Below are 18,296 nucleotides of genomic sequence, written 5' to 3' on the forward strand. Positions count from 1 at the left end.
AACACGCTGGTGCTCCGGGTCCCGGTCGACGGTGCCGAGTCCTTCGAGTCGCTGCTGGACCGGGTACGGGCGACCGACCTGGACGCGTTCGCGAACTCCGACGTGCCGTTCGAGACCCTCGTGGAGAAGCTGAACCCGGTGCGGACGGAGGCCTTCGCCCCGCTCGCCCAGGTGAACCTCACCTTCGACCAGTCGGCCTCGGCCGACTTCGCGATCGACGCCGAACAGAGCGGTTCCATCGGCGATCTGGGCTTCGAGCCCCTTCCCCCGGCCGCACCGGGTGCGAAGGTCGACCTGAACTTCGCGATCGACCGGGGAGACGACGGGCGCCGATGGGCCGGATCGGTCATCTATGCCACCGACCTGTTCGACGAATCCACGATCGACACCCTCACCCGTCGACTCGTCGCCGTGCTGACCGGAGTCCTGAGCGCGCCGTCGCGTCCCGTCGGTGACGCCGGGCTCGTGCTGCCGGACGAGGCGTCGCGTCTCGACGACTTCGCGACCGGCGCCCGGGTCGAGGTGGGATCGCCGCACATCGTGGCCGACCTCGTGGCGTCGAACGCCGCCTCGGCTCCCGAAGCGCCTGCGGTCATCTTCGCCGACCGTGTGGTCGACCAGGCCGAGTTCGCGGCCCGCGTGTCACTGCTGGCGCGCGAGCTCATCGACGCGGGGGTGGGCCCGGACGTCGCGGTCGGCGTCTGTCTCGACCGGTCGGTCGAGATCATGGTCGCGGTACACGGAATCGTCGCCGCCGGCGGGCATTACGTTCCCGTCGACCCGGAGAGTCCGGCCGAACGCGGGCAGTACATCCTCGACACCGCGCAGGTGGCCACCGTCGTCGTCGGTCCCGGAACGGTCCCGTCGGTCCTCGACGAGTTCGGGGGCCGGATCGTGCGTGTCGACGCCTCGACTCCGCTCCCGGACGCGCCCGTACCGCCGGTGACCGAGGCCGACCGTCTCGGGGTCGTCCACCCGGACAACGCCGTCTACACGATCTTCACCTCCGGATCGACGGGACGCCCGAAGGGTGTGACCGTCACCCACGGCGCGCTGCGCAACACCCTCGCGTGGTTCAGCGAATCGAACGGCGAAGGGCCGCATCGCTTCCTGCTGAAGACCCCGTACACCTTCGACGCCTCGGTCTGGGAGTTCTTCGGACCGGTGTTCAACGCGTCGCCGGTCGTCGTCGCCGAACCGGGCGGCCACCGCGATCCGCGTCATCTCGCCGGGCTCATCGAGCGCCACGGCGTGACCACGGTGAAGTTCGTGCCCTCGATGCTCGCCGCCTTCCTCGACGGCGCCACCGGTGTCGGCATCGAGCGGCTCGCCAGCCTGCGCCGGATCTTCTCCGGCGGCGAGGCGCTGCTCCCGGGTCTGGCCTCGGGACTGGCCGCCGCACTTCCGAATGCGTTGCTGGTCAACCAGTACGGTCCCACCGAGGCCGTCGTCGACATCACCTACGGTGCCGTCACCGGGCCGCCGCCGCAGAACATACCGATCGGAACCCCGGTCTGGAACTCGTCGGTGCGCGTGCTCGACGCGCGGCTGCGTCCGGTACCCGTCGGCGTGGCCGGTGAGCTGTACCTCGGCGGAGTCCAGCTGGCACGCGGGTACGCCTCGCGGCCCGGCCTGACCGCCCAGACATTCGTCGCCGACCCGTTCGGGCCGGCCGGCGGGCGCCTGTATCGCACCGGTGACCGCGGACGCTGGAACGCCGCCGGTGAACTCGAATACCTGGGCCGCAGCGACTTCCAGGTAAAGCTGCGCGGCCAGCGCATCGAACTCGGCGAGATCGAGTCGGTGCTCGGATCGGCCCCCGGTGTCGTGCACACCGCCGTGGTCGTCGCCGCCCCCGCCGGGGGAGGCGAGCAACTGGTGGCCTACCTGGCCGCCGGGCCGGGCGTCGATCTCGACGCCGACACGGTGAAAGACGTTGCGCGGCGGGGACTCCCGGAGTTCATGGTCCCGACCACGTGGATGATCCTGGACCAGATGCCGCTGACCACCTCGGGCAAGGTCGATCGTCGCGCGCTCCCCGCGCCGCAGTTCACCGCGGGTGAGTACGTGGCGCCGGCCTACGGCCAGGAGACCGAGGTCGCCGAGATCTTCGCCGGGTTGCTCGACGTCGATCGTGTCGGTGCGACCGACGACTTCTTCGCCATCGGCGGCACGTCGCTGTCGGCGATGCGGTTGGCCTCGCGTGTCTCGGATGCGTTGGGGCGTGATGTCTCGGTGCGCGATGTGTTCGACGCGCCGACGGTGCGGGAACTCGTCGGCCGTGCAGGTGGGCGCGGGCGGGCGTTGCCACCGGTGGCTGCGTACCGTCCACGTCCGGAGAGTCTGCCGCTCACCTTCGCACAACAGCGGATGTGGTTCATCAACCAACTCGACCCCGGACAGGCGACTTACAACATCCCGATCGCTCTGACGCTGCGTGGCGATCTGGACGACGCGGGGCTACGCGACGCACTCGCCGATGTCGTCCGTCGCCACGAAGTTCTCCGTACGACCTTCCCGTCCGCGGACGGGGTGCCACACCAGGTCGTCCACTCCGCCGACGAGGTCGACGGCCGGATCGACTGGGCCGTGGTCGGGACCACTGACGATCTCTACGCCGCGGCGACAACGGGGTTCGACGTCACCATCGACTGGCCCATGCGTGCGCGACTGACGCGGACCGGTGACCACGAACACGTGTTCTTGATCGTCCTGCACCACATCGCGTCGGATGGTGAGTCGCGTCCGGTTCTGGCCCGCGACCTACTGACGGCCTACTCAGCCCGCTGCGTCGGACAAACGCCCGCATTCTCCGCTCTCGACGTGCAGGTCGCTGACGTCGCGCTGTGGCAGCACGAAGTTCTCGGCGACGCCAGTGATCCGACTTCGCCGGTGTCGCAACAACTCCGGTACTGGGAACAGCAGCTCGCTGGCCTTCCGGAGGTCATCGATCTACCCGCCGACCGACCGCGGCCGGCTGTCGCGAGTCAGCACGGTGCGCACCTGCCTGTCGAGGTCCCCGGGGAACTGGGCGACGCGATCAACGGGATGGCCCGCGAGCACGGGGTGACCGCGTTCATGGTGATTCATGCAGCGTTGGCGGTGTTGCTGAGCCGTACGTCGCTGGTCGACGACGTGGCCATCGCGACACCCGTCGCCGGGCGCGGTCAGCCCGAACTCGATCCGCTCATCGGCATGTTCGTCAACACCCTGGTGTTGCGTACCCGTGTCGATCCCGCCGCGACCTTCCTCGACATCCTCGAGCAGACCCGCGACACCGACCTCGATGCCTTCGCCAATGCCGACCTGCCCTTCGAGCGTCTGGTCGACCACCTCAACCCGGTCCGGTCCGAGGCCTTCGCCCCATTGGCTCAAGTCCTGTTCACCCTGAACCAGGCGACGCTGCCGGAACTCGGTGGCGAGTTGGGCGCGGTCGTGGTGGACGGTCTGACCGTCGAAGCCGTGGACAACGAAGTCACCCCGGCGAAGGTGGACCTGACCATCGGGCTCGCGGCCGCTGCCGCCGGCCAGCCGTGGCGCGGTTCCATCGTCTACGCCACGGACTTGTTCGACGAGTCGACTGTCGTCCTGTTGAGGGAACGGTTCCTGCGTCTCCTCTCGGACCTCATCGCGAACCCGGCGATCGGAGTCCTCGACGTCGGACTCATGTCGCCCGACGAGGTCGCCGCGGTCCGCGGGTTCGAGCAGGGCCCGGATGTGACGCTGCCGGATGTCGTTTCTGTCGATGCCGCGGTGATGCGGACGGTCATCCGGGACAGCGGTCGCACCGCGCTCATCGCCGGCGAGCGCGAGGTGTCCTACGGCGAGTTCGGCGCGCGGGTCAACACGCTCGCCCGGACGCTGCGAGACCTGGGCGTCGGACCCGATACCGCAGTGGGCCTGTGTATTCCGCGCTCGGTGGAGATGGTCGTCGCGATTCACGCGGTGGTCGCCGCGGGCGGACAGTACGTTCCGATCGACACGTCGGCGCCCGCTGAACGCGTGCGGTACATGGTCGAGACAGCAGGTGTCTCAGTGGTGCTCGTCAGCGGGGACCGGACCCCGCCCGCCGTCGCCGAACTCGGCGACCTCGTGACGATGCACGCGATCAGTGCCGACGCGGCGGTCGACCTGTCCACGCCGCCGCTGACCGATGCCGAACGCGTCCGTCCCATCCGCGGCGACGACGCCATCTACACCCTCTTCACCTCAGGGTCCACCGGACGTCCGAAGGGTGTCACGCTCTCCCATTCCGCGGTGCTGAACCGCCTCTGGTGGGGCCTGGACGAACTGCCCATCGGCACCGTCGACCGCGTGGTGCTGAAGACCCCGTACACCTTCGATGTGTCGGTGCCCGAGTTGTTCGCGCCCCTCATGGTCGGCGCGTCGATGGTCATCCTCCAAGCCGACGGTCACCTGGACCCGGTCTATGTCGCCGACGAGGTCAGTCGGACCAGGGCGACGATGGTCCACTTCGTGCCGTCGATGCTGTCGGTCTTCCTCGAGGTCGCCGGTGAGGAGCGGGTACGGGCCTGGAAATCGGTGCGCATCATCTCCACCACCGGCGAGGCTCTACCACCGGCGTCGGCCGGCCGGGTGCGCGACTGGTTGCCGCAGGTGTTGTTCTACAACCTCTACGGCCCGACCGAAGCTGCGGTCGAGATCACCTATGAGCGGATCGAGGCGGTCCATTCCGAGGATCCGTCGGTGCCGATCGGCATACCGATGTGGAACTCGTCGTCCGTGGTGCTCGATTCCCGACTGCGGCGAGTGCCGCCCGGTGTCCCGGGTGAGCTCTACCTCGGAGGCGTCCAGCTGGCACGCGGCTACGCCGCCCGGCCGGATCTGACCTCGGAGCGTTTCGTCGCCAGTCCCTTCGGTCGTGGCGAACGTCTCTACCGCACCGGCGATCTCGTTCGTCGACGCCGCGACGGAGTCCTGGAGTATCTGGGCCGCACCGACTTCCAGGTGAAGTTGCGTGGGCAGCGCATCGAGCTCGGTGAGATCGAAGCGGTGATCGCCACTGCGCCCGGGGTGGTGCACACCGCCGCCACGGTCATCGACGCACCCACCGGGGACCAGCATCTGGTTGCCTACATCGCCGGGCCCGCCGGGGTCTCGGGTATCGATCTCGACGCCGTCAAGGGTGTCGTGGCCGACGCATTGCCGGAGTACATGCGCCCGACCGTCTGGGTTGTCCTCGACGACATCGCACTCAACAGCGCGGGCAAGATCGACCGAAAGGCGTTGCCGGAACCAGAGTTCGCGGCCGCCGAGTACGTGGCGCCGGAGACCGAGGACGAGACCGGGGTCGCCGAGACCTTCGCCGAGGTCCTCGGCGTGGACCGGGTGTCGGTCGTCGAACCGTTCTTCGACCTCGGTGGCAACTCACTCTCCGCCATGCGCGTCGTGGCGCGACTGTCCGACGCCTTCGGCGTCGCCGTGACCGTGCGCGACCTGTTCGACGCGCCGACCGCGCGCGGCCTCGCCGAGGTTCTGGGCGTGCGCGCCGGGCACGCGGCGACCACAGTGGACAGCCCGGTACGGACGGCGCACTTCGACCGCATCCCGTTGTCCTTCGAGCAGATCCGGATGTGGTTCATCAACCGGCTCGAACCCGACGCGCCCACGTACAACATCCCGGTGGTCATGCGGCTCACCGGGGCGCTCGACGTCGCAGCACTGCATGCCGCAGTCATGGATGTGGTGGCCCGGCATGACATCCTGCGGACCGCGTTCCCGGAACGCGATGGGGAGCCCTATCAGGACATCGCGCCGGTCGAGGAGATCGGATCACGCCTCGACTGGGCAGTCGTCCATTCCGAAGAGGCCATGTGGACGGCGGCACTCGGCGGCTTCGACGTCACGTCGCACTGGCCGATCCGGGTCCGGTTGTACCCGGTCGCGGACGACGAGCACATGCTCGCGGTCGTCCTGCACCACATCGGTGCCGATGGCGAGTCGATGGGTCCGCTGGTCGCCGATCTCGTGACCGCTTATTCGGCTCGTGTCCGCGGCCGTGAGCCGCAGTTCACCCCCCTGGCAATGCAGTTCGCAGACTTCGCGATCTGGCAGCACGCCACGCTCGGGTCACCCTTCGACCCGCACTCGGTGGCCGGGACGCAATTGGCTTACTGGGCGGAACAACTCGCAGGACTACCGGACGTGCTGGAACTACCGGCGGACCGCGCGCGGCCGAAGGTGGCATCGGGGCGCGGCGGACGTGTCGCCTTCGAGATCCCGGCGTCCGTCGCGAACCGGATCGGCGAATTGGCGCGTGACGCGGGAGTCACCCCCTTCATGGTGGTCCATGCGGCGCTGGCGGTCCTGCTGTCCCGCATGGCGGCCACGGATGACGTCGCAGTCGGCACCCCTGTCGCCGGTCGCGGGCGGGCCGAGCTGGACCCGATGATCGGTATGTTCGTGAACACGCTGGTGTTGCGGACCGCCGTCGGCTCCGGCGACTCGTTCGAGGCGCTTCTCGAGCGCGTCCGTGACGTGGATCTTGACGCGTTCGCGCACTCGGATGTGCCGTTCGAAACCGTGGTGGAACGGATGAATCCCGTTCGGTCCGAATCGTTCGCGCCTCTTGCCCAGGTTTGGTTGACCTTGGACCAGTCGGTGGTCCCCGAGTTGGCGGGGTCGGGTCTGGCCGGTGGCGAGGTCGCGGACGTGCGGGTCACGCCCGTCGAGGTGCCGCAGCTGACCGCGAAGGTCGATGCGTTGTTCGGGATCGGGACCGCCGGACCCGGACAGCCCTGGCCCGCGGTGATCCAGTACGCCACCGATCTGTTCGACGAGCGGAGCGTCGCCCGTCTGGCCGATCGGTTCGTCGCGGTTCTGACCGCCTGCGTCCACGACCCGGCGATCGCGACCGGTGACGTCCCGGTGCTGTTCGACTCGGAGATCGCCGAACTCGCCGCCCTGCCGCTCCCGGCCACCGACACGGTCAACGCGGGTGCGTCCCTCGTCGACCTCTTCGGCCGGACGGTGTCGGCACATCCGCATCGTCGTGCGGTGACCGCGGGTGAGACAACGCTCAGTTACGCCGAGTTGGATGCGCGGTCGTCCGCGATCGCTGCGGCGCTGCAGGCGCGCGGTGTACGCGCGGGTGATCTGGTGGCGGTGGCACCGTCTCGTTCGGTGGACCTGGTGAGTTCGATTGTCGGTGTCTTGCGTTGCGGTGCAGGCTATCTTCCGCTGGACACGACGAACCCGGTGGATCGGTTGCGATTCATCGTCGCCGATGCAGCGCCGTCTGTGGTCGTGACCGATCAGACCACTGCCGAAGCCGAACTCTGGACCCAACTGGACTCCACCCCGGTGGTGACGGTCGAGGACCTCGTCCGAGAGGGCCACCAGACGTCGCCGGGCCAGGTGGCGATCCATCCGGAGTCGCGCGCGTACGTGATCTACACGTCGGGGTCGACCGGTCGTCCGAAGGGCGTCGAAGTCACCCACCGCGATGTGGTGACCCTGATGGACACCGCTGCAGGCGATTTCGACTTCTCCGAGGCGGATGTCTGGACGTTGTTCCACAGCTATGCCTTCGACTTCTCGGTGTGGGAGTTGTGGGGTCCGCTGCTGAGCGGAGCCAGGCTCATCGTCGTCGACCGGTACCTCGCGCGGTCACCGGACGAGTTCCTGGAACTCCTGGCCCGCGAACGGGTCACGGTGTTGAGTCAGACACCGTCGGCGTTCTATCAGCTGGCGGAGGCGCGCCGGCGGAATCGCACGGCGCTCGGGCTGCGATACATCGTGTTCGGTGGTGAGGCACTGAGTTTCGAGCAGGTGCGTCGCTGGTTCGACGATCATCCGGCGGAGACCACGCAGCTGGTGAACATGTACGGCATCACCGAGACCACCGTGCACGTCAGCTTCCGGCCGCTGGAACCGGAGACAGTGACTGCTGACGACGCGAGTTTCATCGGTCGTCCGTTGTCGTCGCTGAGCATCCACGTGCTGGATGATCGTCTGCGGCCGGTGCCCGAGGGCGTGGTCGGCGAAATGTACGTGACCGGCGGCCAGTTGGCGCAAGGCTATCTGAACCGGGCCGGCCTTTCCGCGGCCCGCTTCGTGGCGGCTCCACACGGTGAGCCCGGGACCCGGATGTATCGCACCGGGGACCTGGCGCGTCGAGTCGGCGGTGACATCGAGTACCTCGGGCGCGGCGATGCGCAGGTGCAGCTCCGCGGTTACCGGATCGAACTCGCGGAGATCGAGGCGGCATTGTTGTCGGTGCCGGGTGTGAGTGCGGCAGCCGCCAGAGTCGTCGAGATCCCGAGGCGCGGCGAGCAACTCATCGGATACGTGATCTCCGACGGTTCCCACGACATGGATCTCCACGAGGTACGTCGCACAGTGGGCCGGCGCGTCCCGGAGTACATGATCCCGGACATGGTCGTCGAGGAGCTGTCGTTCCCGCTCACCGCCAACGGCAAACTCGATCGCGACGCGCTACCCATCCCGGAGATCAACGTCGACTCGGACGACTTCGTCGCACCGGCCACCAAGACCGAGGCGAGCCTGGCACGGGTGTTCGCCGACGTGCTCGGGGTGGACCGGGTGTCGGTCGACACGTCCTTCTTCGATCTCGGCGGCAACTCGTTGTCTGCCATGCGGGCGGTGGCACGCGCCTCGGACCATCTCGGTGTAGAGGTCTCGGTTCGCGACATCTTCGACTTGTCGACCGTCCGTGAACTGGCCGCCGCGCTGGCGCGCCGTGGTGCCGGATTGACGCCGGTGACCGCGCATGTCGTGCGGCCCGAGCGGGTCCCGGTGGCTTTCGCTCAGCAGCGGATGTGGTTCCTCAACCGCCTCGCTCCGGACTCCGTCACCTACAACATCCCCGTGGTCGTCCGCCTGACGGGCGACCTCGATGTGACCGCGTTGCGTACCGCGGTCGTCGACGTCGTGATCCGCCACGAGGTCTTGCGGACGACGTTCCCGGAGTACGACGGCCTGCCGTATCAGCGGGTCTCGCCCGTGGAGCGCGTCAACGCCGAACTCGATTGGGCCGTCGTCGATTCCGAGGAAGAGTTGATCCGGGTGATGTCCGGGTTCGATGTCACCGTCGACTGGCCGATTCGCGTCCGCCTGTGGAAGTCGGGCGACGGCCAGCACGTCCTGGCCGTCGTGCTGCACCATATCGGCGCCGACGGCGAGTCGATGCGGCCTCTGCTGACCGATGTGCTGACGGCCTACGAGGCCCGGGCAAACGGAGTGGAGCCCACGTTTGCGCCGCTCGAGGTGCAGTTTGCCGATTTCGCCCTGTGGCAGCACGAGGTTCTCGGCGACGGGTCCGATCCCACCTCGGTGACGGGCCGGCAGTTGGCCTACTGGACGGGCAAACTCGCAGGCCTTCCCGAGGTCCTGGAACTGCCCTTCGACCGTCCCCGCCCGCTGGTCGCCTCGCAGCACGGCGGACGCGTGCGAGAGACGATCCCCGCAGTCGTCGGCGAACGAATTCGCGCTCTCGCTCACGACGCGGGCGTCACCCCGTTCATGGTCGTGCATGCCGCGCTCGCGGTCCTCCTGGCGCGCCTGTCGGCGACCGAGGACATCGCGATCGCGACGCCGATCGCCGGACGCGGCCAGCGCGCGCTCGACCCGCTCGTGGGCATGTTTGTCAACACCCTGGTGTTGCGTACCGAGGTCCGACCGAACATGAGCTTCGCCGAACTGATCGAGCAGGTCCGCGAGACCGATCTCGAAGCCTTCGCCAACTCCGACGTCACCTTCGAGACCTTGGTCGAACGACTCGACCCGGTGCGCTCCGAGGCCTTCGCCCCGCTTGCACAAGTCATGTTGACCTTCGGACAGACCGCCATTCCGGAACTGGCCACCGACACCACCTCCGCTTCCGTTGCCGGTCTGCTCATCGAACCGGTCACCGACCCCGACCCAGCTGCCAAGGTCGACCTGACCGTCGGCGTCACGGCTCCGGAAGGTGCGGGCGACTGGCCGCTCGAGATCGTCTATGCCCGTGATCTGTTCGGCGAGGAGTCGGCGACCAGGCTCGTCCGACGGTTCGTCGGCCTTCTGGGACAGCTCGTGACCGACATCTCGGCATCTGTGGCTACGGCCACGTTGCTCGAACCGGAAGAAGTCACCGAGATACTCGCGCGCTCGCGCGGTATCGACTTGGCGATGCCGGTCACATCCTTGACCGAAGCCCTGGGCCGACACGGACGGGCCGCCCGCGAGGGCATCGCGGTGGTTCATGGCGGCCGACGGGTTACCTATCGCGAATTCGACTCTCACGTAGCAGGTCTCGCGCGTGAACTACTAGGCCTCGGTGTCGGACCCGAGGTGCCGGTGGCAGTATGCATCGACCGCGGACTCGACATGCTGGTGGCTATTCACGCCGTTGTTGCGGCCGGCGGGCACTACGTGCCGGTGGACACCGCCGCGCCGCGTGATCGCGCCGTCTACATGCTCGAGACCGCAGGCGTCGGGATCGTCCTCATCGGACCGCGCCCGGTGGACACCGATCTGTCCGGCCTCGACGACGTCCGTTTTGTCACCGTCGACACCGCTCGCGACCCCGGGTCGGACATCGCGCCGATCACCGACGCCGACCGGGTCCGACCGATCCGCGGTGACGACCCGGCTTACACCCTCTTCACTTCCGGTTCGACCGGTCGGCCGAAGGGCGTGACCGTCTCGCACCGCGCGATCGTGAATCGCCTGGACTGGATGCGCGACTGGTACGCGATCCGACAGGCAGACGTCTTCGTGCAGAAGACGCCGATCACCTTCGACGTCTCGGTGTGGGAACTGTTCCTTCCGTTCGAGGTCGGAGCGACCCTGGTGATTGCTGATGCCGGCCGGCACGGCGACCCGGAGTACCTCGCCGATCTGATCGGAACACAACGGGTCACGATCATTCATTTCGTGCCGTCGATGCTGTCGGTGTTCCTCGACGTTCTCGGGGACAGGACGGGTGACCTCGCGTCGCTGCGACTGACATTCACCTCTGGTGAGGCGCTCACGGTGGCGGCCGCCCGATCGCTGCTCGCCGCGCTACCGGGCAACGAGTTGCACAACCTCTACGGTCCGACGGAGGCTGCGGTCGACGTGACCGCCCACCACGTGCAACCGGGCGAGGATGTCGTGCCCATCGGCGTACCGGTGCCTAACACCGCGACATTCGTTCTCGATGCGCGGCTGCAACGCGTACCGGCGGGCGTGCCGGGCGAGTTGTACCTCGGCGGAGTGCAACTCGCGCGCGGGTACTCCGCACGGCCGGGACTGACCGCCGAGCGTTTTGTCGCCAATCCGTTCAGCGGGACCGGAGAACGTCTCTATCGCACCGGTGACCTGGTGCGTTGGAATACAGAAGGGCAGCTGGAGTATCTGGGTCGTACCGACTTCCAGGTGAAGTTGCGCGGACAGCGCATAGAGTTGGGCGAGATCGAGTCGGTCATCGCGACCGCACCTGGAGTCGTGCACACTGCCGTGACGGTGTACTCGACACCGGACACCGGAGAACACCTCGTCGCCTACGTGGCAGGGGCCTACGGATCACGGGTAGACCTCGATGCGGTGAGGGACGTCGTGGCCCGATCGCTTCCGGCGTACATGCGGCCCACCATCTGGGTTCCCGTCGAGGAGATGGTGCTCAACACCGCAGGCAAGATCGATCGACGCGCACTGCCTGAGCCCGAGCTCGTCGCGGCATCGGCCGCCGAGTTCGTCGCACCGGCGGATGAGTTCGAGGCCGAGGTGGCGGAGGTGTTCGCCGGGGTCCTCGGTCTCGAGGCGATCGGCGTCACGACGAGCTTCTTCGACCTGGGTGGTAACTCGCTGTCCGCGACCCGCCTGGCGTCACGGGTCGCGGCCGCGTTGGGTACCCGAGTGACCGTCCGCGACGTATTCGATGCGCCGTCGGTGCGGGAACTCGTCGCCGCAGTGGCTGATCGCGGCGCAGATCTTCCACCAGTGACGACAGTGTCGCCGCGGCCGGATCGGATCCCGCTGTCCTTTGCGCAGCAACGGCTCTGGTTCATCAACCGGTTCGAACCGGGTGAGGCGATGCACAACATCCCCGCGGTCCTGCGGATGCGCGGTGGCCTCGATGTCGAGGCACTGCGTGCGGCACTGGTGGATGTGGTCTCTCGTCACGAGGTGCTGCGAACCACGTTCCCGGACGAGGCCGGTGTGCCATATCAACTCGTCCATCCCGAGTCCTCGGTCGTCGAGCACCTCGATTGGCTTGTCGTCGACTCCGAGGCCGACCTGGTCGACGGGGCGACCGCCGGCTTCGACGTCACCTCCGAATGGCCGATCCGTGCCCGTCTGTACCCCGTCGCCGACGATGAGCACATCCTCGCCATCGTCCTGCACCACGTCGGCGCGGACGGCGAGTCGCTGTCGCCGCTGGTGTCCGACCTGGTCACCGCCTACACCGCGCGGGCCGCCGGTCAGCAGCCCGAATTCGCCCCGCTCCCTGTACAGTTCGCTGATTACGCGATCTGGCAGCACGAGGTGCTCGGCTCGGTCGACGATCCCGAATCCGTGGTTGCTCGTCAACTCGCCTACTGGACAACTCAGCTCGCAGGCCTGCCCGACGTCCTCGAACTACCCGCTGATCGGCCGAGGCCCGCCGTTGCATCCGGTCGTGGTGCGCGCGTCGGCGTCGACATCCCGGCCGATGTCGCCAGTGCTGTCGCCGATCTCGCCCGTGCGGGTGGAGTGACTCCCTTTATGGTCGTGCATGCTGCCCTCGCAGTTCTGCTCGCACGACTCTCGGCGACGGACGACATCGCGGTGGGCACGCCGATCGCCGGTCGAGGCCAGGAAGTGCTCGATCCGCTGGTCGGCATGTTCGTCAACACGCTCGTCCTGCGGACCGGCGTCGACGGTGGCCGGTCGTTCCAGGAATTCCTCGCGGATGTTCGCGAGACAGACCTGAGCGCCTTCGCTCACGCCGACATCCCGTTCGAGACCCTCGTCGACCGACTCAACCCGGTTCGCTCCGAGGCGTTCGCTCCACTGGCGCAGGTGATCTTCTCCTTCGACCCGGCCGCGTCGGTGACCGAAGCTCTCGGCGAGGCCGGCGGACTGACGGTCACGCCGTACGATGACGTGGCCGCGATGGCGCAGACCGACCTGTGGATCACGGTGTCGTCTCGCCCGGTCGGCCAGGTATGGCCGATGTCGATCACCTATGCCACCGACCTCTTCGAGGAAGCGACCGTCCTTGAGTTCGCCAACCGCTTCACCCGCCTGCTCGGTGCGTTGACCGCGGCGCCGGGAACCGCAGTGGGCGACGCGCCCTTCGTCGCGCCGGCGACGGTGGCCGAGATCGAGACCGCCGAATGGGGCGATCCCGTGGAGTTGCCGGCCGTGCAGACGGTCAGTGACGCCGTGGCCGCGCAGGCCCGACGCACTCCTGACGCGACCGCGCTCGTCTTCGGTGAGCGTGAGGTGTCCTACGCGGAGTTCTCGGCCCGGGTCAACACGCTCGCCCGTGCCCTGATAGCCGCCGGGGTCGGTCCCGATGTCGCTGTGGCGCTGTGTGTTCCGCGATCGGTCGAGATGATGGTGGTCATCCATGCCGTCGTCGCCGCCGGTGGTCAGTATGTACCCGTCGACGTGGCCGCACCCGCGGACCGCGTTCGCTACATGTACGAGACCGCCGGTGCGCGAGTGCTGCTGGTCGCCGACGCGGACGGGGTACCCGGCGCGGTGAACGCCGCGGACGAGGCCGGGGTCCGTGTCATGACCGTCGACGCCTCGGCGCTGCTGGACGTCGACGCGGCGTCCGCCGCCCCGGTGTCCGACGACGAGCGACTCGCGCCGCTGCGCCCGGATGATGCGGCATACACCATCTTCACCTCCGGGTCGACCGGACGTCCGAAGGGTGTGACCCTCTCACACGCGGCCGTGCTCAACCGCCTGTGGTGGGGCCTGGACGCGCTGCCGATCGGCCCCGACGACGTCGTGATGCAGAAGACGCCGTACACCTTCGACTGCTCGGTGCCGGAACTGTTCGCGCCGTTGGCGATCGGCGCGCGCGTGGTCGTCCTCGCCGACGGTGGTCACCTCAATCCGCGGCAGGTGGCCGACGAGATCGCCCGCACCGGCACGACGATGGTGCACTTCGTGCCGTCCATGCTCTCGGTGTTCCTCGAGGTCGTCGACCGCGAACAGCTCGCCGCGCTCGACACCCTCCGGATCGTCTCGACCACGGGTGAGGCGTTGCCGCCGGCGGTCGCGGCACCGGTGCGCGAACTGTGGCCGGATGCCTGGTTCTTCAACCTGTACGGCCCGACCGAGGCCGCGGTGGAGATCACGTTCGAGCGGATTCACTCCGTCGCCGCGGATGATCCGACGGTGCCCATCGGCGTTCCGGTCTGGAATTCGTCTGCAGTGGTGTTGGATTCGCGGTTGCGCCGGGTCCCTCCCGGCGTGCCCGGCGAGCTCTACCTCGGCGGGGTCCAACTCGCCCGCGGTTACGCCGCTCGCCCGGACCTCACTGCCGAGAGATTCGTCGCCGACCCGTACGGCGAGCCGGGCTCGCGTCTGTACCGCACCGGCGACCTGGTGCGCCGCCGTCCCGATGGCGTGCTGGAGTATCTCGGCCGCACCGACTTCCAGGTCAAGCTGCGCGGACAGCGCATCGAACTCGGTGAGATCGAAGCGGTCATCGCGTCGGCGCCCGGCGTCGTGCACGCTGCGGCGACGGTGGCCACGGCGCCCGGTGGCGGTGAACACCTCGTCGGTTACGTGGCGGGGGTCCCGGGCGAACGTCTCGACCTCGACGCGGTGAAGTCCGTTGTCGCGGCGTCGCTCCCGGAGTACATGCGGCCGAGCGTGTGGATGCCCGTCGAGGACATCGCGCTGAACACCGCAGGCAAGATCGACCGTCGTGCACTGCCTGAGCCGGTGTTCTCCGCCGGTGAGTACATCGAGCCCGCCGATGAGTCGGAGGCCGCGGTGGCGGCCGTGTTCGCCGACGTCCTCGGCCTCGACCGCGTGAGCGTCACCGACTCCTTCTTCGACCTCGGTGGCAACTCGCTGTCGGCGATGCGGTTGGCCGCGCGCGTCGGTGAGGTCACCGGCAGCGAGATCTCGGTCCGCGACCTGTTCGACGCGCCGAGCGTGCGGGAACTGGCCCGTGCCAGCGCCGATCTCGACGCAGCCCGGGCGCCCATCGTCGCGGTCAGTCCGCGTCCGGAACGCATCCCGCTGGCCTTTGCGCAGCAACGGATGTGGTTCGTCAACCAAGCCGATACCACGTCGCCGGCCTACAACATCCCGGTGGTGCTGCGTCTGTCCGGTTCCCTCGACGAAGACGCTCTGCACGCCGCCCTGATCGACGTGGTGTCGCGCCACGAGTCGCTGCGGACCACGTTCCCGTCCGCCGACGGCACGCCGTATCAGAAGATCAACCGCGCGACCTCGGTCGCCGCGCGTCTGGACTGGGATGTGGTCTCCTCGCAAGAGGAGATCGAGGCCGCGGTGTCGGCCGGCTTCGACGTCTCGCGCGACTGGCCGATCCGCGCCCGGATCTGGGAGGTGGCGCCGGATGAGCACGTGTTCGCGGTCGTCACCCACCACATCGCCTCCGACGGTGAGTCGATGATGCCCCTGGTGAGCGATGTCGTCACCGCTTATCTGGCCGAAACCGCCGATGCCGACCCGGATTTCGCAGATCTCGAGGTCCAGTTCGCCGACTTCGCGATCTGGCAGCACGACGTGCTCGGCTCGCCCGACGATCCGGAATCCGTTGTCGGTCGCCAGCTCGCCTACTGGGTCGAGCGGTTGGCCGGTCTGCCGGACGTGATCGACGTGCCCACCGACCGGCCCCGCCCGGCTCGTGCCAGCCAGCGCGGCGGACGCGTCTCCTTCACCGTGCCGGCCGAGGTCGGTGACCGGATCGCGCGCGTCGCGCAGGACACCGGCGCCACGCCCTTCATGGTCGTGCACGCGGCGTTGGCCGCGCTGCTCTCGCGCCTGTCGGCGACTGACGACATCGCGATCGGCACCCCGATCGCGGGTCGAGGTCAACGCGTGCTCGATCCGCTGATCGGCATGTTCGTCAACACGCTCGTGCTGCGCACCAGCGTCGACCTCGACCGCGGCTTCGCCGACCTGCTCGAGGCCACCAGGGAGGCCGATCTCGGCGCGTTCGCGAATGCCGATGTGCCTTTCGAGATCGTCGTCGATGCCGCCGGTGCCCAGCGGTCGGCGGCCTTCGCTCCGTTCACCCAGGTCTGGCTCACCTTCGACCAATCCACCCTGCCGGAGCTCGCCGGCGCCGACCTGTCGGTGGGAGAGGTCGCCGGCCTCCAGGTGAGTGCGGTGGACACCGGTCAGACCCCGGCGCGCGTCGACCTGCTCATCGGGATGACCCAGCCCGGCCGCGGCGAGGAGTGGGCGGGCACCATCACCTACGCCACGGACCTGTTCGACGAGTCGACCGCGGTCCGCCTGGGCGAGCAGCTCGTCGGACTGCTGACCGAGGCCGTCGACGATCCCCGGACCCCGCTGCGGCAGATCACCCTCGGCGACACGATGTCGCTGGCCGAACTCGCCCGCGCCGCAGCGCAACCCGAGCCGGAGCGCACAACGGTGTCGATCGCCGACTCCGACGCGGTCGTCACCGGGGGACCGGGAACCGAGCCGGTCGTCCTGGGCGATCTGTTCGTCCGGGCCGCCGCGAAGTGGGGTCCGCGTCAGGCCGTCGTCGACGCCGACAACGTCTGGCTGTCCTACGCCGATCTCGACGCGCGGTCGAACCGCCTGGCGCGCTGGCTGATCGGTCAGGGCATCGGCCCGGAGAAGCTGGTCGCGCTGGCGATCGGCCGCTCCGCGCAGCTGCTCACCGCGATCTGGGCGGTGGCCAAGACCGGTGGTGGGTATGTGCCGATCGACCCGGACTATCCCGCCGAACGGGTGGCGAACATGGTCGAGGACTCGGGCGCGATTCTGGGCCTGGCCGTGCAGGCGTCGGGAACCCTGCCCGGGGAACGCTTCTCGTGGCTCCGTCTCGACGACGCCACCCTGTCCGCCGAGATCGAGACACTGTCCGATGCGTCGATCACCGCTGCGGATCGTCGTGCGCCGGTACGGGTGGACAACGTCGCCTACGTGATCTACACCTCCGGCTCCACCGGGCGACCGAAGGGTGTCGCCGTGACCCACTCGGGTCTGGCGAACTTCGCCGCGGAGGAGATCCGGCGCTCGGGCGCCGACGAGTACTCGCGGGTGCTCGGCTTCGCCTCGCCCAGCTTCGACGCGTCGGTGCTCGAGTACCTGCTCGCGATCGTGTCCGGCGGCGTGTTGATCTACCGCCCCGCCGACGCCGTCGGCGGCCCGCCGCTGCAGGACCTCATGATGCGGCAGGCGATCACCCATACGTTCCTGACGCCGACCGTGCTCGCGACCATCGAACCGCAGGCCGTCCCGGCCCTCCGGGTCGTCTACGCCGGTGGCGAGGCCGTGCCGCAGGCGCTCAAGGACAGCTGGGCGCCGTTCCGGCGGATCCAGAACCTCTACGGCCCCACCGAGACCACGATCGGCGTGACCATCAGTGCGCCGATGGCGGTGGGCGAGCCGGTTTCGCTCGGCGGCCCGCTCGCCGGCGTGGGCCTGATGGTGCTCGACGCGCAGTTGCGTCCGGTCCCCATCGGGGTCGCAGGTGAGCTGTATGTCAACGGCGGCGCGCTGTCGCGCGGATACCTCGACCGTCCGGGCCTGACCGCCGATCGGTTCGTGGCGAACCCGCACGGTCACCCGGGTGACCGGATGTATCGCACCGGCGACATCGTGCGCTGGAAGCAGGATTCCGCCGGCGCCCCGGTCATCGAGTACTCCGGGCGCAGCGACGACCAGGTGAAGCTGCGCGGTCTGCGCATCGAACTCGGTGAAATCGAGGCAGTTCTCGCCGAGCATCCGGCGGTCCGCTCGGCCGTGGTCGTCGGTGTCGGCGGTTCGGTCGCCACCGCACTGGCCGCCTACGTGGTCACCACCGGGGCCGAGGTCGATCCGGCAGAGCTGAGATCGTTTGTCGGCGAACGTCTCCCGGCGCACATGGTGCCGGCGTCGGTCGCGGTGCTCGACGAGCTCCCCCTCACCCCGGTGGGCAAGCTCGACAAGGCGGCGCTGCCCGAACCGGTCATCGAGGCCGGCGAGATCGTGGCACCGGAGACCGATCAGGAAGCCGCGGTCGCCGCGGTGTTCGCCGAGGTGCTGGGCCTCGGCGAGGTCAGCGTGACCGAGTCCTTCTTCGATCTCGGCGGCAACTCGCTGTCGGCGGCGCGCGTCGCCCCCCGGGTGGGCGAGGT

1 protein-coding gene is annotated in these 18,296 nt (G+C 68.5%); it reads left to right on the top strand.

Features of this window, described 5'->3' with window-relative positions:
* Nucleotides 1-18,296 (top strand): non-ribosomal peptide synthase/polyketide synthase (locus M4D77_RS20030; RefSeq protein WP_259937162.1); only part of this gene is annotated, 18,296 nt, incomplete at both ends.

The organism is Gordonia sp. p3-SID1431 (assembly GCF_025143765.1).
Taxonomy (GTDB): domain Bacteria; phylum Actinomycetota; class Actinomycetes; order Mycobacteriales; family Mycobacteriaceae; genus Gordonia; species Gordonia hongkongensis.